The 20,612-nt window shown below is 71.0% G+C and carries 21 protein-coding genes and 1 tRNA gene; 15 read left to right on the forward strand and 7 right to left on the reverse strand.

Features of this window, described 5'->3' with window-relative positions:
• Positions 1-172: 172 nt before the first annotated feature.
• From E7742_RS19970 to E7742_RS19980, 3 genes are all read left to right on the forward strand, one after another.
• Complete coding sequence (locus tag E7742_RS19970; RefSeq protein ID WP_137800528.1) at positions 173-1,651, forward strand: aldehyde dehydrogenase family protein; 1,479 nt, start codon at positions 173-175, stop codon at positions 1,649-1,651.
• 225 nt (positions 1,652-1,876) lie between these two features.
• Positions 1,877-2,407, forward strand: a complete 531-nt coding sequence (locus E7742_RS19975; RefSeq protein WP_137800529.1) for a nuclear transport factor 2 family protein — start codon at positions 1,877-1,879, stop codon at positions 2,405-2,407.
• On the forward strand, positions 2,404-3,270 hold the full coding sequence (locus E7742_RS19980) for an LLM class F420-dependent oxidoreductase (RefSeq protein WP_137800530.1): 867 nt from the start codon (positions 2,404-2,406) through the stop codon (positions 3,268-3,270). Before E7742_RS19975 ends, E7742_RS19980 begins: the two co-directional genes overlap by 4 nt.
• Before the next feature lie 88 nt (positions 3,271-3,358).
• On the opposite strand, the gene E7742_RS19985 is transcribed toward E7742_RS19980, so the two are convergent.
• The 4 genes from E7742_RS19985 to E7742_RS20000 form a co-directional block, all read right to left on the reverse strand.
• Positions 3,359-4,189 carry an NAD-dependent epimerase/dehydratase family protein gene (locus E7742_RS19985; protein WP_137800531.1) on the reverse strand — a complete coding sequence of 277 codons (831 nt, stop codon included), beginning with the start codon at positions 4,187-4,189 and terminating at the stop codon, positions 3,359-3,361.
• A 59-nt stretch (positions 4,190-4,248) separates the two neighbouring features.
• Positions 4,249-4,653, reverse strand: coding sequence for a very short patch repair endonuclease (locus tag E7742_RS19990; protein ID WP_137800532.1), 405 nt, complete (start codon positions 4,651-4,653; stop codon positions 4,249-4,251).
• A 46-nt stretch (positions 4,654-4,699) separates the two neighbouring features.
• Entirely contained in the window at positions 4,700-5,863 is a 1,164-nt protein-coding gene (locus E7742_RS19995) for a DNA cytosine methyltransferase (protein ID WP_137800533.1), read from the reverse strand.
• A gap of 151 nt (positions 5,864-6,014) precedes the next feature.
• Positions 6,015-8,507, reverse strand: coding sequence for an ATP-dependent Clp protease ATP-binding subunit (locus tag E7742_RS20000; RefSeq protein ID WP_137800534.1), 2,493 nt, complete (start codon positions 8,505-8,507; stop codon positions 6,015-6,017).
• A gap of 164 nt (positions 8,508-8,671) precedes the next feature.
• Between E7742_RS20000 and E7742_RS20005 the strand changes: the two genes are divergently transcribed.
• Both E7742_RS20005 and E7742_RS20010 read left to right on the forward strand, forming a co-directional pair.
• The gene (locus E7742_RS20005; protein WP_137800535.1) at positions 8,672-9,733 is read left to right on the forward strand and encodes a hypothetical protein; all 1,062 of its coding nucleotides are present in this window, start codon (positions 8,672-8,674) and stop codon (positions 9,731-9,733) included.
• A gap of 68 nt (positions 9,734-9,801) precedes the next feature.
• The gene (locus E7742_RS20010) at positions 9,802-10,386 is read left to right on the forward strand and encodes a putative glycolipid-binding domain-containing protein (RefSeq protein WP_137800536.1); all 585 of its coding nucleotides are present in this window, start codon (positions 9,802-9,804) and stop codon (positions 10,384-10,386) included.
• A gap of 6 nt (positions 10,387-10,392) precedes the next feature.
• Here E7742_RS20010 and E7742_RS20015 read toward each other — a convergent pair whose 3' ends face one another.
• Together E7742_RS20015 and E7742_RS20020 are read right to left on the reverse strand one after the other, a co-directional pair.
• The gene (locus E7742_RS20015) at positions 10,393-11,730 is read right to left on the reverse strand and encodes an amidase (protein WP_137800537.1); all 1,338 of its coding nucleotides are present in this window, start codon (positions 11,728-11,730) and stop codon (positions 10,393-10,395) included.
• A complete protein-coding gene (locus E7742_RS20020) occupies positions 11,727-12,692 on the reverse strand; it encodes a prephenate dehydrogenase (protein WP_137800538.1) in 966 nt (321 codons plus the stop codon). Before E7742_RS20020 ends, E7742_RS20015 begins: the two co-directional genes overlap by 4 nt.
• Before the next feature lie 49 nt (positions 12,693-12,741).
• Between E7742_RS20020 and E7742_RS20025 the strand changes: the two genes are divergently transcribed.
• From E7742_RS20025 to E7742_RS20055, 7 genes are all read left to right on the forward strand, one after another.
• Entirely contained in the window at positions 12,742-13,281 is a 540-nt protein-coding gene (locus tag E7742_RS20025; protein ID WP_137800539.1) for a tRNA adenosine deaminase-associated protein, read from the forward strand.
• Positions 13,282-13,297: 16 nt separating this feature from the next.
• Positions 13,298-13,756, forward strand: a complete 459-nt coding sequence (locus tag E7742_RS20030) for a nucleoside deaminase (protein WP_137800540.1) — start codon at positions 13,298-13,300, stop codon at positions 13,754-13,756.
• A 144-nt stretch (positions 13,757-13,900) separates the two neighbouring features.
• Positions 13,901-14,098 carry a CsbD family protein gene (locus E7742_RS20035; RefSeq protein ID WP_137800541.1) on the forward strand — a complete coding sequence of 66 codons (198 nt, stop codon included), beginning with the start codon at positions 13,901-13,903 and terminating at the stop codon, positions 14,096-14,098.
• Positions 14,099-14,149: 51 nt separating this feature from the next.
• Positions 14,150-14,240, forward strand: a tRNA-Ser gene (locus E7742_RS20040).
• A gap of 567 nt (positions 14,241-14,807) precedes the next feature.
• Positions 14,808-15,281 carry a carboxymuconolactone decarboxylase family protein gene (locus tag E7742_RS20045; RefSeq protein WP_137800542.1) on the forward strand — a complete coding sequence of 158 codons (474 nt, stop codon included), beginning with the start codon at positions 14,808-14,810 and terminating at the stop codon, positions 15,279-15,281.
• Between the two features lies 1 nt (position 15,282).
• Complete coding sequence (sigJ, locus tag E7742_RS20050; protein ID WP_137800543.1) at positions 15,283-16,149, forward strand: RNA polymerase sigma factor SigJ; 867 nt, start codon at positions 15,283-15,285, stop codon at positions 16,147-16,149.
• A gap of 114 nt (positions 16,150-16,263) precedes the next feature.
• Positions 16,264-16,680, forward strand: a complete 417-nt coding sequence (locus tag E7742_RS20055) for a heme-binding protein (protein WP_137800544.1) — start codon at positions 16,264-16,266, stop codon at positions 16,678-16,680.
• 20 nt (positions 16,681-16,700) lie between these two features.
• Here the strand turns inward: E7742_RS20055 and E7742_RS20060 are convergent, their stop codons facing one another.
• Positions 16,701-17,192, reverse strand: a complete 492-nt coding sequence (locus E7742_RS20060; protein WP_137800545.1) for a DinB family protein — start codon at positions 17,190-17,192, stop codon at positions 16,701-16,703.
• A gap of 149 nt (positions 17,193-17,341) precedes the next feature.
• Here E7742_RS20060 and E7742_RS20065 point away from each other — a divergent pair, with 149 nt between their 5' ends.
• The 3 genes from E7742_RS20065 to E7742_RS20075 all read left to right on the forward strand — a co-directional run bounded on the left by E7742_RS20065 (position 17,342) and on the right by E7742_RS20075 (position 20,585).
• Complete coding sequence (locus E7742_RS20065) at positions 17,342-18,685, forward strand: DUF2254 domain-containing protein (RefSeq protein WP_137800546.1); 1,344 nt, start codon at positions 17,342-17,344, stop codon at positions 18,683-18,685.
• Positions 18,686-18,700: 15 nt separating this feature from the next.
• Positions 18,701-19,372: an HAD family hydrolase gene (locus E7742_RS20070; protein WP_137800547.1), complete on the forward strand. Its 672-nt coding sequence runs from the start codon at positions 18,701-18,703 to the stop codon at positions 19,370-19,372.
• A 328-nt stretch (positions 19,373-19,700) separates the two neighbouring features.
• Positions 19,701-20,585: a glycosyltransferase gene (locus E7742_RS20075; RefSeq protein ID WP_137800548.1), complete on the forward strand. Its 885-nt coding sequence runs from the start codon at positions 19,701-19,703 to the stop codon at positions 20,583-20,585.
• Positions 20,586-20,612 lie beyond the last annotated feature (27 nt).

Raw genomic sequence — 20,612 nt, forward strand, 5'->3', positions numbered from 1 at the left:
GGCAAGCCGGATCGAGCCGCCCCATGAGGCCCGTGACGTGCGCAAATGCGACGCAGCGGACCGTTGGTCCGGGCGCGGACTCGTCCAGCGCCGCCCCCGGCGAAGGTGTCATGATGCAAGACGTGCCGGGTCCGCCCGACAGTCACGCACGCCCCACCCGAGGAGCACTTCCATGACAGCGACCGAGCTCGAGTCCACCGCCACGTTCGCCGGGCAACCGGTGCAGTCCCAGTTCATCGCCGGCGAGTGGCGGGAGGGCCGTTCCGAGCGGGTGTTGACCGACACGAATCCGTTCGACGACACCGTCGTGGCCACCATCCGGCAGGCCTCGAAGGAGGACCTGGACGACGCGTACCGGGCCGCCGAGGCCGCCCAGGCGCAGTGGGCCGCCACCGCCCCGGCGGAGCGGGCCGCGGTCCTGCGCCGGGCCGCGCAGATCCTCGAGGACCGGCGGGAGGAGATCGTCCGCTGGCTCGTGGCGGAGTCGGGCTCCACCGTGATCAAGGCCAACGCCGAGATCTCCCTCGCGGCGGGGATCACCCAGGAGGCGGCGTCGTTCCCGACGCGCGTCCACGGCAGGATCTTCGATTCCAACACCCCGAACCGGGAGATGCGGGTCTACAAGAGGCCGGTCGGCGTCGTCGGCGTCATCAGCCCCTGGAACTTCCCGCTGCACCTGTCGCAGCGCTCGGTGGCCCCGGCCCTGGCGCTCGGTAACGCCGTGGTGATCAAGCCGGCGTCCGACACCCCGGTGTGCGGCGGTCTGCTGATCGCGCGGATCTTCGAAGAGGCCGGACTGCCGGCCGGTGTGCTGTCCGTCGTGGTGGGCGCCGGCTCGGAGATCGGTGACGACTTCGTCGCGCACCCGGTGCCGCGGCTGATCTCCTTCACCGGCTCCACCCCGGTGGGTCAGAAGGTCGGCACCGTCGCGACCGGCGGCCGGTACCTGAAGAAGGTGGCGCTCGAGCTCGGCGGCAACGCCCCACTCGTGGTGTTGGACGACGCCGACCTGGACACCGCGGTGAGCGAGGCCGTGACCGGCGCCTTCCTGCACTCCGGTCAGATCTGTATGTCGGTGAACCGCATCATCGTTCAGGCCCCGGTCTACGACGAGTTCGTCTCCCGGTTCGCCGATGCCGTGCGCGCCGTGCCCTTCGGCGATCCCGCCCGCGAGGACACGCTGGTCGGCCCGGTGGTCAACGATTCCCAGCTCTCCGGTCTCCAGGACAAGATCGCCGGTGCTCGGCAGGCCGGCGCCCGCGTCCTGGTCGGTGACGAGATCAGCGGCCGGGTGGTGCCCCCGCACGTGTTCGCCGACGTCACCGCCGACATGGAGATCGCCCGCGAGGAGATCTTCGGGCCCATGGTCGCCGTCCTGCGCGCCGACGACGAAGCCCACGCCCTGGCGCTGGCGAACGATCACGAGTTCGGCCTGTCCAGCGCGGTGTTCACACAGGACCTCGATCGCGGGCTGCAGTTCGCGCAGCAGATCAAGGCCGGCATGACCTTCATCAACGAGCGGACCGTGCAGGACGAGGCGCACGTGGCGTTCGGCGGCGAGCGCAACTCCGGACTGGGCCGGTTCAACGGCGAGTGGGCCATCGAGGAGTTCACTACCGATCACACCATCGGCGTCACCCGCCTGGTGTAACCGGCGCGAGCCCGCGGACGCGCGCCTTCGCGAACGGAGCAGCCCCCGCACCCGTCTCGGGTGCGGGGGCTTGCCCGTGTCGATCGCCGCCCGCCCGGAGCCGGGCCGCGGCTGCTCGGGTCCAGAACCTGTGGCGGCCAAGGAAACTGTGTTGCCACGAGCGGATTTCTCGCACAGCAGGATGCGGGCCGCGCGGCGGCGTGGGCTTCTCTACGTTCGCTCGATATGAACGTAGAACGCAGCGAGTGGTCCGATCGCCAGCAGATCCACGACGTCGTCCTGCGGTACTGCCGCGGCATCGACCGGCTGGACTTCGACCTCGTCCGGTCGGCGTACCACCCGGACGGCGTCGACCATCACACCGGTTTCGAGGGCACCCTGGACGAGTACATCGCCTGGGTCGAGCCCAAGTTGCGTGCACGGCGCGGCGGCACGATGCACATCGTCGGCAACCATCTGGTCGAACTGCTGGGCGATACCGCGATCAGCGAGACGTACGGGACGTCGGTCCACTGGGGTGAGCCCGCCGACGACCCCCGGGTGAACTTCACCAGCGGCGTCCGGTTCATCGACCACATGGAGTGGCGGGACGGCCGGTGGGCGATCGCGGAGCGGTGGGCCACCCGCGAGTGGACCCGCTCGGACGCCGGCCGGCTGATGCCCAAGGAGGGTGTGGGACCGTCCGGCAGCAGGGACGGGGACGACCCACTGATCCGGTTGCAGCGGAAGCTGCACGGGACGGAGGCGCGGGCATGAAGATCGGAATCAGCTCGCCGATCGTGGCGTTGGCAGGTAAGCGTCCCGACTGGGAGGCCGCGGCCGGTCCCGCCGAACTCGTCCGGGTGGCGCGGGCCGCCGACCGGCTCGGCTACGAGTTCATGACGTGCGGGGACCACGTGGCGGTCCCGCCGGGGCTGCCGCGCGGAGAACGCTTCTACGACCCGCTGTCGACCTTCTCGTTCCTGGCGGGGCAGACGCGTCGGCTCCGGTTCCTGCCGTACGTGCTGGTGTTGCCGTTCTACCACCCGCTGGAGATCGCCAAACGGTACGGCACGCTCGACCACCTCAGCGGCGGCCGACTGATCCTCGCGTTCGGGGTGGGGAACCTCGAGGAGGAGTTCGACATGCTCGGCGTTCCCTTCGAGGACCGCGGACCGCGGGCCGACGACGCCCTCCGGGCGCTCCGGGCGGCGCTGTCCGGACGCACGGTGTCGTACGAGGGCCCGTACTACGCGTTCCGGGACATGGTCGTGGACCCGCACGCCGCGCAGGCTCGGGTGCCGATGTGGATCGGCGGGCACAGCGAACGCGCGCTGCGCCGGGCAGTCACCCTCGCCGACGGTTGGGCTCCGGCGCCGCAGGCCTTCCGCGGACCCAGCCCCGAGTTGATGCGGCAGATGCTCGACCGGCACGAGCTGCCGGAGGACTTCGACGTCGTCTTCTCGCCGGGACACCGTCTGGACCCCGTCGCCGAGCCCGGCCAGGTGGCGGAGGTGATCGACACCGCGGAGAAGGCGGGCGCCACCCAGATCAACCTGACGGTGCGGCACGAATCGCTCGCGCAGTACCTGGAGCAGCTCGAGGCCTTCGCGGAGATCGCGGACCTCGACGTCCGGTAGGGCCGGCGGGCTACGGGGTTTCGCCTCCCGGCGCGGCATCCGCTGGTTCCTCGTCCTCTGCGCTCGCTCGGGTGACGGTCCGGGATCGTCAGTCGGCCATGCCCTTTCGCCACGTCGGGTACAGCGGTTGCCAACCGAGTGTGCGGGCCTTGGCGTTCGACGCACCCCGGCCGGGGCCGCGCGCCTTCCCGGTGGGTGCCTGCGCGCCCACCCAGCGGCAGAACGTCGGCAGCCATTCGTCCGGTTCGGCCGGTTCGTCGTCGACGATGTTGACGATCCCGGCCGGCCAGTCCAGCGCGGCGACGGTGGGCGCCACCGTGTCCGCGACGTGCAGAAAGCTCTCGACTCCGTTGCCCTCGAACACCCCGTCGCGGGCGGCGCGACCGAAATCGCCGTCGGGGGAGTACCAGGTTCCGGGCCCGTACAGCTTGCCGTAGCGCAGGATCACGTGATCCGGGATCTCGGCCGACGTGTGCTCGAGGGCGACCACGCCCTCGACGGTGCGGGCACCCGGACCGGTCGCGGCGCGCAGCGGCACCGTCTCGTCGGCAAGCCCCACCCCGTCGGCGTACAACCACGCGATGCTCTGCGTCACCAGCCGCGGCACCCCGAACCGGCGCATGGCGTCCACCAGGTTGCGGGTGCCGACGATGCGCAGTTCCGCGTTGGCCTCGAGGTCGACGGCCGACAGATCGGTGAGCTGGTGGATCACCGCGTCCGGGCGCGCCTCGGCGACGGCGTGTTCCACCGACGCCAGGTCGAAGGCGTCCATCCGGACCACCGTGGCGCCCGCATCGCGCAGTTCGGGCCGCGAATCGGGGTTGCGCGAGGTGCCCACGACGTGGTGGCCGCGGGCGATCAGTTCCCGGGTGAGCGGCAGCCCGACGACCCCCCCGGCGCCGGCGACGAGGATCCTCATGGCACGAGCCTAGGAAAAAGCCACCGACCGCGCCGGATCCGCGGCCGATTCGAGACCGATCACACCGCGCCGAGCGCGACCTGCACCCGATCCGCCGCCTCCGCCGGATTTTCGTGTTCCCAGATCCGCACCACCGTCCACCCCGCGGCCACGAGCCGGGCGTCGGTGTCGCGGTCGCGAACGACGTTGGCCGCCAACTTGTCCGCCCACCACTGGGCGTTGTTCTTGGGCGCGGTCGCGTGCTGCGGGCAGCTGTGCCAGAAGCAGCCGTCGACGTAGACCGCGACATGTTTGCGGGGGAACACCAGGTCGGCGCGGCGCCGCAACCCCGGCAGCGGCGCGCGATCGACGAAGAACCGAGCGCCGCGGCGGTGCAGTTCGCGGCGCAGCGCCACCTCCGGGGCGGTGTCGCGGCGGCGTTGCGCCCGCATCCGGGCGCTGGTGAGCGGATCGGTCGACGGCATCGTCACCATCCTGGCACCGGTCGCGGGCGTCTGCTCCGCGGCAGGGTCAGGCGGCCGCCTCGGGGTAGCCGCCCATCCGGTCGAGGTGGCTCTCGACGTCGTCGAGGAAGCCGGGCACGAACCGGAGGCTGCCGGTGCGGGCCCGCTTGAGGAAGCCGGCGGTGGCGCGGGCGGACAGCAACTGCGAGTGCTCGAGGAACCCGCTGAGGTCCTCGTACGGGTGCTGCACCGGCCACTGCGATTCGTGCACCCGGAACGCCTGCCGGTCCCGGCCCCACGCCGCGCTCGGCCACGCGTCGCCCGGCTTCAGCGGCGTCTCGTGGTCGCGGCTGTAGGGCAGGCGGTCGGTCAACCGGCCACCGACCCACTCGGCCATCCGCACGCTCACCGCGTTGCCGACCAGCCGCCAGCGATGGCCGTTGCGGATTCCCTTGAGCTGCGTGGCCGGGGCCGTCCAGTCCGGATCGAACCCCTGCAGGCGCTCGGCGTCCAGCAGTCCGGGGGTGACGATCTCGCCCGACGGCAGTCGGACCGCCGGTGGCGAGGCGATGCCCACGGTGGAACCGCCCTTGAGGGTCGGGACCGCGTTGACCGCCCAGCCCAGCCCGCGGATGCCCTCAGTCCAGTAGAAGCCGCACGGGAACTGGGACGGATCGCCCTCGACGGGGACGCCCGCGTCCTGCCCGAACAGCACCTCGCGCGGGTCGTCGGTGCGCGAGGCCAGCATCAGCACCCGCTGGCGCCGCTGCGGCAGACCGAATGCACGCGCGTCCACCACCCGGTACGCCCACGTGTAGCCGAGGTCCTCGAGCGCGTCGGTGATGTGCCGCATCGCGGCGCCCCGCCCGAGCTGCAGCATGAACGGCACGTTCTCGATCAGCAGCCAGCGCGGACCCTTCTTGCGCTTGACCAGGCGGAACACCTCGTCCACCAGCCCCGATCGGGCGCCGGTGATGCCCGCCGTCCGGCCGGCCTGGGACAGGTCCTGACACGGGAACCCGGCGGCCACCAGCTCGGTGCGCTGCGGCAGCGACCGCAGCCGGGTGACGTCACCGTGCAGCTCGACGTCCGCGAACCGGGTGCGCAGGACCTGCTGGGCGCCGGGGTCGATCTCGCACAGCAGCTCGGTCTCCCAGCCGTGACTGCGCAGGCCCAACTCCACCCCGCCGATGCCGGCGAACAGCCCCACCATGTTCCCCGTCGACGTCACGGCACCCTTCCTCACGCGCAAATACCAGGAGCACGTTACTCGAGTCCTCCGACGGAGCCCGAGTCACACTCGGTGGGGTTCGCCTCGGGCGGGGCACGGAACGAGACGCTCGGCCGGACGAGCCGGCCGAGCGTCTGCGGGGAACGGGTGGTCAGGTCTCCGACGACGCCTTCTCCGGCTCGCTCGGCTCGGTGGGCAGCGAGCCCTCGGCACCGTTGTGGTGCACGACACCAAGTTCGAGCCCGGCGCCGTCGATCGCGACGCGGACGGTGTCCTCCGGTTCGAGTTCACCCGACAACAGCAGGCCGGCGAGCCGGTTGTCGAGTTCCTTCTGGATGGTGCGGCGCAGCGGCCGGGCGCCGAACTCCGGTTGATAGCCCTTCTCGGCGAGCCAGTCGACCGCGTCGTCGGTGATGTCGAGCTCGACGTTCTGGGCGTGCAGCTGCCGGCGGGTGCCGTCGAGGATCAGTTCGATGATCTGTCGCAGTTCCGTCTGGTCGAGCCGGTGGAAGACGATCGTCTCGTCGATCCGGTTGAGGAACTCGGGCCGGAAGTGCGAGCGCAACCGCTCCATCAGTGTCGGCACCAGGTCATCGACCTCGTCGCCCTTGGTGCCGAGGATGAGGTCGGAACCGATGTTGCTGGTGAGGATCACGATGGTGTTCTTGAAATCGACGGTGCGGCCCTGCGCGTCGGTGACCCGGCCGTCGTCGAGGAGCTGCAGCAGCACGTTGAACACGTCGGGGTGAGCCTTCTCGACCTCGTCGAACAGCACCACCGAGTACGGCTGCCGCCGCACCTTGTCGGTGAGTTGGCCGGCCTCCTCGTAGCCGACGTATCCGGGTGGCGCCCCGACCAGCCGGGAGACGGTGTGCTTCTCCTGGAACTCGCTCATGTCGAAGCGGATCATCCGGTTCTCGTCGCCGAACACCGCCTCCGCCAACGCCTTCGCGGTCTCGGTCTTGCCGACCCCCGTGGGCCCCAGGAACAGGAAGGAGCCGATGGGGCGGTCCGGGTCGGAGAGCCCCGCGCGGGACCGGCGCACCGCCTCGGCCACCGCGGTCACCGCCTCGTTCTGCCCGATCACCCGGGCGTGCAGGACGTCCTCGAGCCTCATGAGGCGCTCGCGTTCCTCGGAGGTCAAGTCCGCCACCGGGATTCCGGTCTGCCGGGACACCACGTGCGCGATGTCCTCGACGGTCACCTCGGGGGTGGTCTCCTCGGCGGTCTCGCCCAGACGTTCCTCGGCCTCGGTGATCTGTCGCTTGAGGGCGTCGGCGCGCTCGTAGTCCTCCTGCCCCACGGCGGAGTCCTTCTCCCGCTTGAGTCGGGCGATCTCCTCCTCGGCGGTGCGGGTGTCGAGGTCGGGGGTGCGGGTGCGCAGCCGTACCCGGGCGCCGGCCTGGTCGACGAGGTCGATCGCCTTGTCCGGCATGAACCGGTCGGTGATGTAGCGGTCGGACAGTTCGGCGGCCGCCACCAGCGCCTCGTCGGTGTAGTGCACCTGGTGGTGGGCCTCGTAGCTGTCGACCAGCCCGCGCAGGATCTCGATCGTGTCGTCGACGGACGGTTCGGCCACCAGCACCGGCTGGAAGCGGCGCTCGAGCGCGGCGTCCTTCTCGATGTGCTTGCGGTACTCGTCGATGGTGGTCGCGCCGATGGCGTGCAGTTCGCCGCGGGCCAGCGCGGGCTTGAGCAGGTTGCCGGCGTCCATCGCGCCCTCCCCGCCGGCGCCGGCGCCGACGATGGTGTGCAGCTCGTCGATGAACAGCACCAGTTCGTCGGAGTGCGCCTTGACCTCGTCGAGGATCTTCGTCAGCCGCTCCTCGAACTCGCCCCGGTACTTGGTGCCGGCGACGAGCGAACCCACGTCGAGCGCGACGACGCGGCGGTCGGTGAGCGTCGACGGCACGTCGTTGTTGACGATGCGTTGCGCGAGACCCTCGACGATCGCGGTCTTGCCGACGCCCGGATCGCCGATGAGAACCGGATTGTTCTTGCGGCGCCGGGAGAGGATCTCGATGGTCTGCTCCACCTCGGTGGCACGGCCGACGACGGGGTCGATGTTGCCGGCGCGGGCCTCGGCGGTGAGGTCGCGGCCGTACTCGTCGAGCGTCGGGGTAGAACTCGGCGGGCTGGCGGCCTTCTCACCCTCGATGGTGGCCCCCAGCAGCGCCTTGCCGGCGGGGCTCTCGGAGTTCGCGGCGATGCCGATGAGGATGTGTTCGGGACCGATGTAACTGCTGCCGGACTCGCTCGCCTGCTGCTGCGCGGTGCGCAGCGCCCGCTTGGCGGCCGGGCTGAGGCTGGGCGAACCGGGAGTGGTCTTGGGGGTGCCGTGCTTGTCCAGGTGCGCGGCCATCTTCGAGGCCACCTCGTCCGGATCCAGATTGATGCTGGTGAGCACGCCGCGCGTGGGATCGTTCTGCGCCGCCGCGTACAGCAGGTGTTCGGGGGTGATCTCGCTGTTGCCCCACTCGGTGGCGGCGTCGCGGGCCGTGGCGATCAGCCGGCGGGCACCGTCGTTGAGCAGACGCCCCAGATCGACCCGCTGGACCGGGGGTTGGGACGACAGCCCCGATCCGAAGAACCTGGCGAAAATGTCATCGAAGGGACTGTCCATACGACCCCAACCTTCGGTCATGTCCTATCCTCCAAATCTCTGGATTCAGCAATCTGGTTCGGACTCGTCCGCACAGGTCGAACGGACTTCACTCAACCTTGCGACCGCGGCGGGGGAAAGTAAAGGGTGCTCGGGTCCGGACCGCGGCACGCGCCGCCAACCTCGTCCGAAAGGGTTTGTGCCGCATGAAGACCGAGCCCGCACTCGTCGACCGCCTGGCCGTACCCCGGAATCCGCGACTGCTGCGGGACGCCCAGGCGAGCGCCCTGGTCGAGGCATTCGTCGTCATCGGGATCCTCACCATCCTCGTCACCCGGGCCTATCTGCACGCCACCGGCTACCCGCAGGTCGGTGGATCGACGCTGCACATCGCGCACGCCCTGTGGGGCGGGCTGGGCATGGTGGTGGCGCTGGTGATCGTGTTCTCCTTCCTCGGCGCGCTGCCCCGGATGGTCGCGGTGGTCGCCGGCGGGATCGGGTTCGGGCTGTTCCTCGACGAGGTCGGCAAGTTCGTGACCAAGACCAACGACTACTTCTTCCAGCCGTCGGTCGCGATCATGTACGTGGTGGTCGTGGCGCTGCTGCTGCTCAACCGGTGGCTGCACGACGTGCGGCAGCAGACCACCGCGGAGGATCTCCTCAACGCCGCCAGCACCGCCGCCGACGGACTGGTGCACGGCCTGACCGTGCACCGGCGGGCCCAGGCGATGCGGCAGCTGCGGCGGGCGGCCGCGGCGGGCGTCGATCCGCAGGCGATCGCGGGCGTCGAGGAACTGCTGGCCCGGTGCGCGCCGCGCCGCAGCGGGCGGATCGACGGCGCGGGCGGGTGGCTGCGGGTGCGGCTCTCGCGGGTGTTCGACGGCCCCCGCGCGCTGTGGGTCGCGGCGGTCGCGCTGGCGCTGTTCTCCACCGCCGGGGTGGTGGGTGCGGTGGTGACGCTGGCCGACGACCTGGCGGGCGGCACCGGCACCGACATCACGACGATCGGCCAGATGTGCGGCTCGGCGATCGCCTTCGTGCTGTGCTGGGTGGCGATCGCCCGGCTGCGGACCGGAAGCATCTGGCCCGTGCGGATGCTGCGGGTGGCCGCCCTGGTGACGATTCTGCTCACCGAGGTGTTCAACTTCGTCGCCGAGGAGTTCGGCGCGCTCGTCAACGTCGCCGTCGGGCTGTCCGCGCTGGTGGTGTTCTCCCGCCGCATCGTGGTGCTCGAACGCGCCGACGCACCGGTCGAAATGTCCGAATGACGACCCGCCCGAGACAATCCCGCCCGCCCAACACGCCCGGACCCCGTTCGTCGCTTACCGTAGAGACCGTGAGCATCCCGAGCATCGCGTCGCCCTGGCCTGCCGTTCTCACGTGGCGCGCGCACAGCGCGCCCCGCATGGAGTCGGTACGCGTACAGGTGAGCGGTAACCGGATCAAGGCGGCCGGACGCATCATCGGCGGCCAGTGCCCCGAGCACCCCGCCTTCAGTGCCTCCTACGACCTCGTCACCGACGAGGCCGGTGTCACCCGGCGGCTGTCCCTGCGGACCGCGCTCGCGACCGGCGAGCGGCAGATGTCGATCAGCCGCGACGAGGAGGGCGTCTGGATGGTCGAGGCCGGGACCACGCACCTGCGGTCCGGTTTCGCGGGCGCCAAGGACGTCGACGTCGTGCTCAGCCCGTTCTTCAACGCGCTGCCGATCCGCCGATACGGCATGCAGCACGAGTCCGAGGACATCCAGGTGCCGGTCGTGTACGTCAACCTGCCGGACCTGGCCGTGCAGGAGGCGTCCCTGACCTACAGCAGCGGCGCCGACGGCATCCACGTGCTCTCGCCGGTGTCGTCGTCGTCCATCACGGTCGACGCGGACGGGTTCGTGCTCGACTACCCCGGGCTGGCCGAGCGGATCTGAACGGCCTCAGCCCACGGCGAGCGCGGCGGCGAGCGCCGCGGACTCGGCCGGGTGCGAGCCGTGCCCGCCCGCGGTGGTCGGCAGCCCGATCACCTGGACGCCCACGGGCGCGCCGTCGTCGATCCGGACCGGCACCGAGATCGCCGGGACACCGAGCGCGTTGAACGGAATGCACATGCGCAGCAACGGCGTCCGGGCCACCGCCGGGTCGGGGGAGAGGGCGTCGGCCTGCGTGACCGCCCGCAGCGGAGTGGTCGCGGTGAGCAGCAGGTCCAGGCCCAGGTCGCCGCGCAGTCGTGAAAGCGCCTGACGGCGAAGACGTTCGACGGTGCGGACGGCGTGCACGTAGTCGACCGCGGGGCGGTCCCGCTGCGCGGCCAGCAGTGCCGCCGTCGGCGGCTGGTACCGCTCGGGCGTCGACTCGAACCACCGCCGGTGCGTCTCGTACGCCTCCGACCCGGTGATCACCGGGTATGCCGCGAGGAACTGTTCGGTCTCGGGGAGTTCGACGTCGACCACGTCGGCGCCGGCGTCGCCGAGCGCGCGGGCGGCGGTGTCGACGGCGGCCGCGATCGCGGGGTCGACGGCGTCCCAGTTCTCGCCGCGCAGCCGTCCCACCCGCAGGCCCGCGACGGGGGTGCGCACGTGCGCGATGCCGGGGAGCGCGCCCCACGCCAACGACACGTCCAACACGTCGGCGGCCAGCAGCCCCACGTGGTCGAACGTGGTCGAGAGCGGGAAGATGCCCGACGTCGGCAGCGCCGCGAAGCTGGGCTTCATCCCCACCACCCCGCACAGGGCGGCGGGAGTGCGTGCGCTGCAGCCGGTGTCGGTGCCGAGCGCGACCGGCACGACGCCGCGGGCGACCAGCGCCGCCGCACCCGAGGACGAGCCACCGGTGACCAGGCCGGGATCGTGCGGGTGCGCGGCCGGACCGGAGGCGTTGACCGCGCCCGTCGGCCCGTACGCGAACTCGTGCAGGTGGGACTTGGCGACGACGATCGCGCCCGCTTCCCGCAACCTCGCGACGATCCGGGCGTCGGCGGCGGCGGGCGGGGCGTCGGCGAGCACGGCGCTGCCGCATCGCGTCGGCATCCCGGCGACGTCGATGTTGTCCTTGACCGCGACCGCGACGCCGTGCAGCGGACCGATCCAGTCGCCGGCCGCGATCGCCGCGTCGGCGCGGGCGGCGGCCTCGAGTGCGGCGGTGTCGTCGCGGGCCGCGACCAGGTTCTCCCACGGAGTGCCCAGCAGCCCGTCGAGCGCGTCGAGCGTCGTGCGGATGTGCTCGGTGGCCGTCGTCTCCCGCTTGGCCAGCGCCTCGGCGACGTCGCGCAGACTCACGGGCGCAGCACCCCGCCGCGGCGTCCGGCGTCGCGCAGCTTCTCGAGCCAGCCGTCCTCGCCCGGTTCGATCCCCGTGACGGTCCACCGCTCGCGCTGCTCGTAGCGCCGGCGGGCGTCGTGCCCGGCCTCGACCAGGTCGGCGATCGTTCCCCGGTCCGCGAGTTCGGTGCGCGCCCGGTTCAGCACCGCCAGCGTCTCGTCCAGCGCGGTCAGCAGCGCGTCCCGGTTGCCCTCGCACATCGCGCGCACCAGGGTGGGCGCGCTGCCGGCCACCCGGGTGCCGTCGCGGAACGAGCCGGCCGCCAGGCCCAGCGCCAGCTCACCGCCGGCCGCCCCGGCCAGGGCCAACGCCTCGGCCAGCACGTGCGGCAGGTGCGAGACCCGCGCGACGGCGGCGTCGTGCTCGGCGGACTCGGCCGGCACCACCACGGCGCCGCAGTCCAGCGCCAGCCGCGCCACCTGCGACCAGATCTGCGGGTCGACGCCGTCGTCGGCGCTCACCACCCACACCGCGTCGCGGAACAGGTCCGGGTCGCCGGCCTCCCAGCCCGACTGCGACGTCCCGGCCATCGGATGCCCGCCGACGAACCGGTCCCTCAGCCCGTGACGGGCCACGGCGGCGGCCACCTCGGCCTTGACGCTGACGACGTCGGTGACGGGGCAGCCGGGGGCGTGCTCGGCGATCGCCGCGAGCGTCGCGTCGACCGCGGGCAGCGGCACCGCGACCACGATCAGCGCCCGGTCCGCAGCGGCCCGGCGGAGCACCGCGACGAGGTCGGTGTCGGCGTCGAAACCGTCGGCGCGGGCGGCGTCCACGGTGGGCGCGGAACGGTTCCAACCCCACCCGCGGCGGCCCGCCCGGACGGCGGCGCGGAGCAGCGACCCACCGATCAGACCCAGGCCGAGAACACAGACGGGAGGTGCGGGAACGGAGGCAGACACCCGAACAGGTTGGCACATCGGGCGCTGGACTTCTTATGGAGGCGGTGCGCGGGCTACCGTTGCGCGCATGGGTGCACAGCGCGCGAACGACAACCGGGCCTCCGCCGGGTCGATGGAGGACCTGGACGGCTTCGGCATCGCTGTCGTCCGTGAAGAAGGCCGGTGGAAGTGCACGCCGTTGACCGACGGAGCGCTCACGAGCCTGCGGACCGCCGAGAAGGAACTGTTGGCGCTGCGTAGCTCGGGTGCCGTGTTCGGTCTGCTCGACGTGGACGAGGAGTTCTTCGTCATCGTCCGGCCCGCGCCGGCGGGCACCCGTCTGCTGGTCTCGGACGCCACCGCCGCGATCGACTACGACATCGCCGCCGACGTGCTCGACGCCCTCAACGTCGACGTCCCGGACATCGACCCGGACGACCTCGACGACGTCGAGCCCTGGGAGGAGGGCGACCTCGGGGTGCTCGCCGACCTCGGGCTGCCCGAGGCGGTCCTGGGCGTGATCCTCGCCGAGACCGACCTGTACCCCGACGAGCAGCTGACGATGATCGCGCAGCGCTGCGGCTTCGAAGCGGAGCTGTCGGCGGCGCTCGACAAGCTGCCGCACTGATCCCCGGTAGCCGCGCGTGACCCTGCAGGACGACGAGCGGATGATCCGCGCGGCGCTCGACGCGGCCGCCGCGGCCGCCGACATCGACGTGCCCGTCGGTGCGGTCGTGTTCGACGCCGACGGGATGGAACTGGCCCGGGCGGCGAACGCCCGCGAGGCCGCGGCCGACCCGACCGCGCACGCCGAGATTCTCGCCCTGCGCGCCGCGGCGCGGGTCCACGGGGACGGTTGGCGTCTCGAGGGCGCCACCCTCGCGGTGACGCTGGAACCGTGCACGATGTGCGCGGGCGCCCTGGTGCTCGCCCGGGTGCGGCGTGTGGTGTTCGGCGCGTGGGAACCGAAGACCGGCGCGGTCGGTTCGTTGTGGGACGTCGTCCGCGACCGCCGTCTGACCCACCGCCCCGAGGTGCGCGGCGGGGTGCTCGAGGACGAGTGCGCGGGCGTTCTCGCAAGTTTCTTTCAGGGCCAGCGCTGACCCTCTGACCTGCGACGACGTCTGGTATCGGGGCCCCGGTCGCCGAGGATCCCCGGCAGGATTCCGCGAAACGTGGTGTCGTGGAGGTAGGTGCTCGTGTGGCACCGCAGCCGCAAGGTTCGGACGGATTCACGGAGGTGACTCGTGGGAATCGGAGACAAGGCCCAGAACAAGGCTCAGGACCTCGGGGGTAAGGCCAAGGAGGCCGCCGGCAAGGCGACCGACGACGAGGACCTGAAGAACGAGGGCAAGGGCGACCAGGTCAAGTCGGCCGCCAAGGATGCGGGCGAAAAGGTCAAGGACGCCGCCTCGACAGCCAAGGATAAACTCACCGGAAAGTAGTGCTGACCAGCCGATTTCTGGCTGAGCGTCGACTCCGGTACAGTTCTCGGCGGTGGCGTGTCCGAGCGGCCGAAGGTGCAGCACTCGAAATGCTGTGTACGGTAACCCCGTACCGAGGGTTCAAATCCCTCCGCCACCGCCAGAAAGCCCCCCACCTGCGTGCAGGTGGGGGGCTTTTCGCTTTCCGGGGCCGCCCCCAGTGCGCGGCGCCCGGGACGCCGGACCGGGTGGTCGCGGCCGTCCACGACCGACAAGACCCCCGGCCGTCCGGGGGGCGGCCGGGGGTCTCGTCGAGTGCCGTCAGCTCAGGGCGGTGAAGACGTTGAGCTCGCTGACCGAGCCGCTGTCGCTGGCGATGACCCGGACGAAGCTGCCGAGGGCGATCTCGACCATGTCGAGCAGCGAGAGGGATCCCATTGTTTCTCCTTGAAACCAAAGTGGTTGGCCTGCAAAGATTGCCGAGTCCGGGACGGATCTGATCGTTCCCGAACGCGACAGTGTGCGTCATGAAGCTAGCGGGCGTCCGTCCGGCTTGTCGTTACCGAAAATGATGAAGGCCCGGGTGATTTGGGCCCGTTGACGTCGCCGTGCGAACGTCAACTTCACCCTCGGCGGCATTGTTCCGGTGACGTGCATCACATCCGGTCACACATCGGCGACCCGCCTCGTCCTCCTTGCGACCCTGCATCAGCGCACCGGAGGAAACACCATGAACGCTCGTCTCGACTTCTACGGCAACGCCACCGCCGCCAAGTTCGCCCGGTACATCAACTCGGCGGGCAAGGTGATCGGTGACTCGACGCTGCCGGCCGCGACCCAGGAACTGGTCAAGATCCGTGCCAGTCAGATCAACGGCTGCGGCTTCTGCACCGACATGCACACCAAGGACGCCGCGCACGCGGGCGAGACATCGGTGCGGCTGAATCTCGTCGCGGCCTGGCGCGAGGCCACCGTCTTCACCGATGCCGAGCGGGCCGCGCTGGAGTTGACCGAGGAGGGAACCCGCATCGCCGACGCCGCCGGAGGGGTGCCCGACGCCGTGTGGGCCAACGCTGCCGAACACTTCGACCAGGACCAACTCGCCGCGCTGGTCGGCCTCGTGGCGCTGATCAACACCTACAATCGGATGAATGTCCTCGCGGCCACCCCGGCAGGCAGCTACACCCCCGGACAGTGGGGCTGAGATGTCCGCCGTCACGGTGTTCAACGACCTGCGCCCACGCCTTCTCGGCGTGGCCTACGGTCTTCTCGGTAGCGTGACCGAGGCCGAGGATGTCGTGCAGGAAGCCTGGATACGACTGCAACGCAGCGATATCGGCCGGATCGACGACCTCGTCGGGTGGTTGGTGACCACGACGTCCCGGCTCGCGCTGGACGTCCTGCGCTCGGCACGCCACCGCCGTGAGAGCTACGTCGGCCCGTGGCTGCCCGAACCGGTGCAGACGGCCGCCGACCCGGCCGACGCGGTCGGCCTGGCGGACTCGATCTCGTGGGCAATGCTGGTCGTCCTGGAAACCCTGGCCCCCGCCGAACGCGCGGCCTTCGTCCTGCACGATCTGTTCGGGTTGTCGTTCACCGAGATCGGCACCGCGCTGGGCCGCAACCCCGCGGCCTGCCGCAAGCTCGCCTCCCGCGCCCGCGAGCACATCGAGTCCCGCAAGCCGCGATTCGACGTCGACCCCACCGAGCATCGCCGGGTGGTGAGCGCCTTCGCCTCCGCCGCGACCTCCGGAGATCTCGAGGCCCTGCTGCGGATTCTCGACCCGGACGCGGTGCTGACCGCCGACGGGGGCGGCGTCGTGCGTGCGGCGCTCGAACCGATCCACGGCGCCGACGCCATCGCCGCGTTCCTCGCCGCCGTCGCCGAGCAGGGGCCGCGCAAGACGATGCGCGCCACCGTGGTCAACCACAATCCGGCACTGCTGGTCTTCGTCGGTGACCGCCTGGACGGGGTGGTTGCGCTCGGAATCAACGACAACCGTGTCACCGCAGTTGATTTCGTCCGCAATCCGCAGAAGCTCACCGGCCTCGGGGCGTGGGCGGGCGAATGAGCGATGGCGAAGTCGGAGGGTGGGGCACCGCCGCCACCTGCATCACCCTCCGGCGTCGCCGGCCCGCTCACGTACGCTCGTGACCTCGACACCGGTTGCGAGGAGGGACATTCGATGGCGGAGCAGCGGGCACGGCTCGACCTGGCGGCGGCACGGCACGCGGTGGAGGTCGCACTCGAGGCCGCCCGGCGCGCCGGTAACCGGGTCAGTGTGGCGGTGGTGGACACCCGCGGCCACGACATCCTCGTCGTCCGCGACGACGGCGCCGCGTGGTTCACCGCCGGTGTGGCCCGGGCCAAGGCCGCGACCGCCGCACTGGTCGGGATCCCGACGACCGCCTACTCCGGGCTCGCGGACGCGCATCCCGCGCTCGCCGAACTGATCGACGCGCAGACCCGGCAGTCGCTCACCACGCTGCCCGGTGGCCTGCCGGTGGTCGTCGACGGCGAGGTCGTCGGCGGGCTCGGTGTCAGCGGCGCTCAGCCCGAACAGGACGTCGAGTACGCGCAGGCGGCAGTGGCGGCCGGCTGAGACCGGACCGATCCTCCGTCTCAGCGTCCGGTCGCGCCGTCGATCAGTTCGCGGAGGATGTCCGCGTGCCCGGCGTGCCGGCCGGTTTCCTCGATCATGTGGGTGAGCGCCCAGCGGACGGTCGGCGCGCGCCCGTCCGGGCGGGGGAGGGGTGCCCCCGGGTCGGTGCACCCGTCCAGCACGTCGTTCGCCCGCCGGACGGCCTCACGGTAGCGGGTGAGCACGTCGGCCACAGTGTCGGACGGTGCCGCGTGGAACGTGGCCGGCCACTCGGTGACGCTCTCGCCCAAGAAGATCCAGCGCTCGACGTGCGTCAGATGGTGGAGCAGACCGAGCAGGTTCGTGCCCGACGGCACGCCGGCGGTGCGGACCTGGGGTTCCGGCGCGCCCTCGACCTTGGCGGCCACCGAGGTGCGGAGGTAGTCGAGGAAGGCTCGCAGGGTCTCGTGTTCGGTGTTCCCGGGGCGCGGCGGCCGAGCGTCGGTGCGGGACCCGCGGGGCGAGGTCTGCATGGGGGGTCTCCTTCGTCGAGAACTCGGACGCCCAGTGTCGCCGGGCCGGCCACCTGGCGGCACGAAAAGTTGCGGGTTCGGCAACTTCCGCTCCGGCGGGCCGCGCGGTGCGGGGCGGCGCCGACCCGTTGCCGATAGCCTTGGATGGCATGACCCGGGGCACCCGACCTCTCCCGCGGCTGCGTCTCGCCGCCGCCGCGTACCGCTTCCGCGAAAGCCTGTTCGCGCTGCCGACGGTGCTCGTGGTCGCCGGGGTCGCGCTGGCGGAGGTGAGCGCCTATCTCGATCGCGCACTGGTGGAGGACGGCGGCGCCGGGTGGGGCGTGCGGATGAACAGCAACGGCGCGACCTGGCTGCTCAGTACCGTCGCGGGCGCGACGATCACCACCGCCGGCGTCGTCTTCTCCCTCACCGTCGTCAGTCTGCAGTTGGCCAGCAGCCAGTTCTCGCCGCGGGTGATGCGGTCGTTCATCCGGGACCGGGTGAGCCAGACGGTCATCGGAATGTTGGTGGCCACGTTCGTCTTCTGCGTGCTCACCCTGCGGCACATCAGCGGGAACGCCACCGACCCGGCGCCGCGGATCCCGCTCACGACCGCGCTGGTCCTCGCCGTGGCGACGGTCGTGCTCATCATCGCCTACCTCGACCGCCTCGCGCGGGGGTTGCAGGTGGGCGAGGTGGTGCGGACGATCGCCGGTGAGGCGGAGGGGGTGATCGGTTCGGCCTCCCGCGCCGCCCACCGTGAGGTGCCGGGCTCTCCGACACCGGAGATTCCCGAGGAGGTTCCCGAGCTGATCGTCCGGGCGGCGCGCGACGGGTGGGTCACGCAGGTGCCGACCGAGCAGATCCTCGCGGCCGTGCCGTCCTCGACCGTCGTCCGGCTGGAGACGCGCACCGGCGCGTACATCCACCGGGGCGAGGTGTTGCTGCGCGTCTCGCCGGTCCCCGAGCGCGACGACCGGGTCCGGCGTCGGCTCGAGGCGGCCGTCGAGATCGGCAACAGCCGCACGATGCAGCAGGACGTCGACTTCGCGCTGCGTCAACTGGTCGACATCGCTCTGCGGGCGCTGAGTGCGGCCATCAACGACCCCACCACGGCGACCGAAGTGGTGCTGCGGCTGGGCAGCCTGTTGCGGACGTTGCTGGTGACCGACATGCCGCCGGTGGTGGTCTCGGGACACGACGGGCGGACGATGGTGCGCCCGTGGTTGCTGTCGCCGTCGGAGTACGTCGACCACGCCTTCGACCAGATCCGACAGGCGTGCCCGCGGCAGGTACACGTGGCCATCGCGCTCGCGCGCGTGCTGCGGATGCTGACCGAGTACGTCGCGGAGTGCGGGCGGCCGGAACACGTCCCGGCCCTGCAGCGTCAGCTGCGCCTGCTGGTGGACGCCGTGTCGGCGGAACCGGGACTCCACCCGGAGGATGTCCAGCGCTTTCTCGCGGTGGCCGAGTCGCCGACTGACCCGGCCGAACACCAACCATCGAACTGAGGAGCACGAATTCCGATGTCCAACCTGCCTGCCGCGGTGCTGTTCGATATCGACGGCACCCTCGTCGACTCCAACTACCTGCACGCCGACGCGTGGCATCGCGCGTTCACCGAGGCGGGTCTGACCGTGCCGACGTGGCGCATCCACCGCTCGATCGGCATGGACGGTTCCACCCTCATCCGCGAACTGTGCCCGGGGATCGACGACGACACCGCCGACCGCGTCGACGAGCTGCATTCGCGGTTCTACAAGAACGACGCCGGGCAGTTGCGCCTGCTGCCGGGTGCGCGGGAGATCCTCGCGCACCTCGACGCGTCCGGCCTGCGGGTGGTGCTGGCGACCTCCGCGCCGGCCGACGAGCTGGCCATCCTGCGTGAGCTCCTCGACAGCGAGTCCGTGCTGTACGCGGTGACCGGCGGCGAGGACGTCGACACCGCCAAACCGGATCCCACGATCGTGCAGATCGCTCTCGACCGGGCCGGCACCGACGCCGACCGGGCGGTGTTCGTGGGCGACAGTGTCTGGGACGTGCGCGCGTGCCGGAGGCTGGGGCTGCCCGCCATCGGGGTCCTCAGCGGCGGAATCTCGCGCGGGGAACTCGAGGAGGCGGGAGCGGCCTACTGCTGCGACGACGTCGAGGCGCTACGCCACGAGCTCGACCGCAGCCCGCTCGCCGGGTTGCTCTGAACCCGGCGCTCGCCGGCGAGGCGACCGTGCTTGCAAGACAGCGCATTTTGGGAAATCCCCCAGGATGCCGAATCGCGCGCATGGGCGACGTAGCCCGGTTCCGCAGTAGCGCAAGGAAAATGGGGTGAGAGGAAACGCCCGCCATCGGACGGAAAACGACGGTGGACCACTGACGTGGCTGTCGATGGCGGGCGTTCCGCGCCCCACGGTACCCGCGATGGGCGGCGGCGTCCGGGCAGCGCCCGGGAGACGCCGGTCGAAGATCAAGACCGGATATCGATGCGCACCGTGCCGTGCGGGGCGGCGCAGGATTGGGTATACGGGAGAGATGACTTCCCGAAAAACGTTGTCGGTCATCGTGCCCGCCTACAACGAGGAGAACTACATCGGAGCGTGCCTCGACGCGCTGCTGGCGCAGCAGACGCACCTCCGCGAAATCGTTGTGGTCGACAACAACTCGACCGACGGTACCGCCGAGATCGTTGCGCGCGTGGCTGCGAAGCACCCGGTGGTGCGTCTGGTCCGGGAGCCCGCTCCCGGTGCGGTTCATGCACGCAACGCCGGGTTCGCGGCCGCGACCGGGGACGTGCTGGGACGAATCGACGCCGACACGCGTGTCGAATCCGACTGGTGCCGGGAGGTTCTCGACTTCTTCGAGCGTCCGGACACGGAGAAGGTCGGCGTGGTGACCGGTTTGAGCAACTCGTACGACTCGCCGTACCGTCGGATCAAGGGCTGGTACGTCCGCCGCCTGGTATCCAAGGGCGTGCTGGGTGGCGAACAGCGGATACGGAATCTGCACGGTGCCAACATGGCCATGCGCCGGGAAACCTGGGAGCAGGTTCGGGCTTCCACCAGCAGGGACCGCGACGTGCACGAGGACGTCGATCTGGCCCTGTGTGTGGGTGAGGCCGGTTGGGAGATCGCGCAGCTGTCCCAGATGCGCGCCGATCTGTCCCCGCGCCGAGCGTTGACGCCGCCCCGCGAGTTCTCGCACTATCTGGAGGCCGGTGTGAAAACCCTCGAGCGGCACAACGCGATGACTCCGCAACGTCGGCGCCTCCTGCGGCTCCACTGGGTGACTCACCTCGGTGCCTACCTCGCGTACCGCCCGTACGATCCCGACCGCCACCGCTTCACGCTGCGCCGGTTGATCTTCGGGGGGCCGGCCCGCACCATGCCGGTCACCTTCGACGAGCCGTTGCCAGCCTGATCGTGGGGGCCGCTGTTTACGTACCGC

This window comes from Rhodococcus sp. SGAir0479, assembly GCF_005484805.1.
Lineage (GTDB): Bacteria > Actinomycetota > Actinomycetes > Mycobacteriales > Mycobacteriaceae > Prescottella.

What these genes read in the sequence shown, in the direction of transcription:
- E7742_RS19970 (WP_137800528.1), top strand. Translation starts at nt 173, where the DNA reads ATGACAGCGACCGAGCTCGAGTCCACCGCCACGTTCGCCGGGCAACCG.
- E7742_RS19975 (WP_137800529.1), top strand. Translation starts at nt 1,877, where the DNA reads ATGAACGTAGAACGCAGCGAGTGGTCCGATCGCCAGCAGATCCACGAC.
- E7742_RS19980 (WP_137800530.1), top strand. Translation starts at nt 2,404, where the DNA reads ATGAAGATCGGAATCAGCTCGCCGATCGTGGCGTTGGCAGGTAAGCGT.
- E7742_RS19985 (WP_137800531.1), bottom strand. Translation starts at nt 4,189, where the DNA reads ATGAGGATCCTCGTCGCCGGCGCCGGGGGGGTCGTCGGGCTGCCGCTC.
- E7742_RS19990 (WP_137800532.1), bottom strand. Translation starts at nt 4,653, where the DNA reads ATGCCGTCGACCGATCCGCTCACCAGCGCCCGGATGCGGGCGCAACGC.
- E7742_RS20000 (WP_137800534.1), bottom strand. Translation starts at nt 8,507, where the DNA reads ATGACCGAAGGTTGGGGTCGTATGGACAGTCCCTTCGATGACATTTTC.
- E7742_RS20005 (WP_137800535.1), top strand. Translation starts at nt 8,672, where the DNA reads ATGAAGACCGAGCCCGCACTCGTCGACCGCCTGGCCGTACCCCGGAAT.
- E7742_RS20020 (WP_137800538.1), bottom strand. Translation starts at nt 12,692, where the DNA reads ATGTGCCAACCTGTTCGGGTGTCTGCCTCCGTTCCCGCACCTCCCGTC.
- E7742_RS20025 (WP_137800539.1), top strand. Translation starts at nt 12,742, where the DNA reads ATGGGTGCACAGCGCGCGAACGACAACCGGGCCTCCGCCGGGTCGATG.
- E7742_RS20045 (WP_137800542.1), top strand. Translation starts at nt 14,808, where the DNA reads ATGAACGCTCGTCTCGACTTCTACGGCAACGCCACCGCCGCCAAGTTC.
- sigJ (WP_137800543.1), top strand. Translation starts at nt 15,283, where the DNA reads ATGTCCGCCGTCACGGTGTTCAACGACCTGCGCCCACGCCTTCTCGGC.
- E7742_RS20055 (WP_137800544.1), top strand. Translation starts at nt 16,264, where the DNA reads ATGGCGGAGCAGCGGGCACGGCTCGACCTGGCGGCGGCACGGCACGCG.
- E7742_RS20060 (WP_137800545.1), bottom strand. Translation starts at nt 17,192, where the DNA reads ATGCAGACCTCGCCCCGCGGGTCCCGCACCGACGCTCGGCCGCCGCGC.
- E7742_RS20065 (WP_137800546.1), top strand. Translation starts at nt 17,342, where the DNA reads ATGACCCGGGGCACCCGACCTCTCCCGCGGCTGCGTCTCGCCGCCGCC.
- E7742_RS20070 (WP_137800547.1), top strand. Translation starts at nt 18,701, where the DNA reads ATGTCCAACCTGCCTGCCGCGGTGCTGTTCGATATCGACGGCACCCTC.
- E7742_RS20075 (WP_137800548.1), top strand. Translation starts at nt 19,701, where the DNA reads ATGACTTCCCGAAAAACGTTGTCGGTCATCGTGCCCGCCTACAACGAG.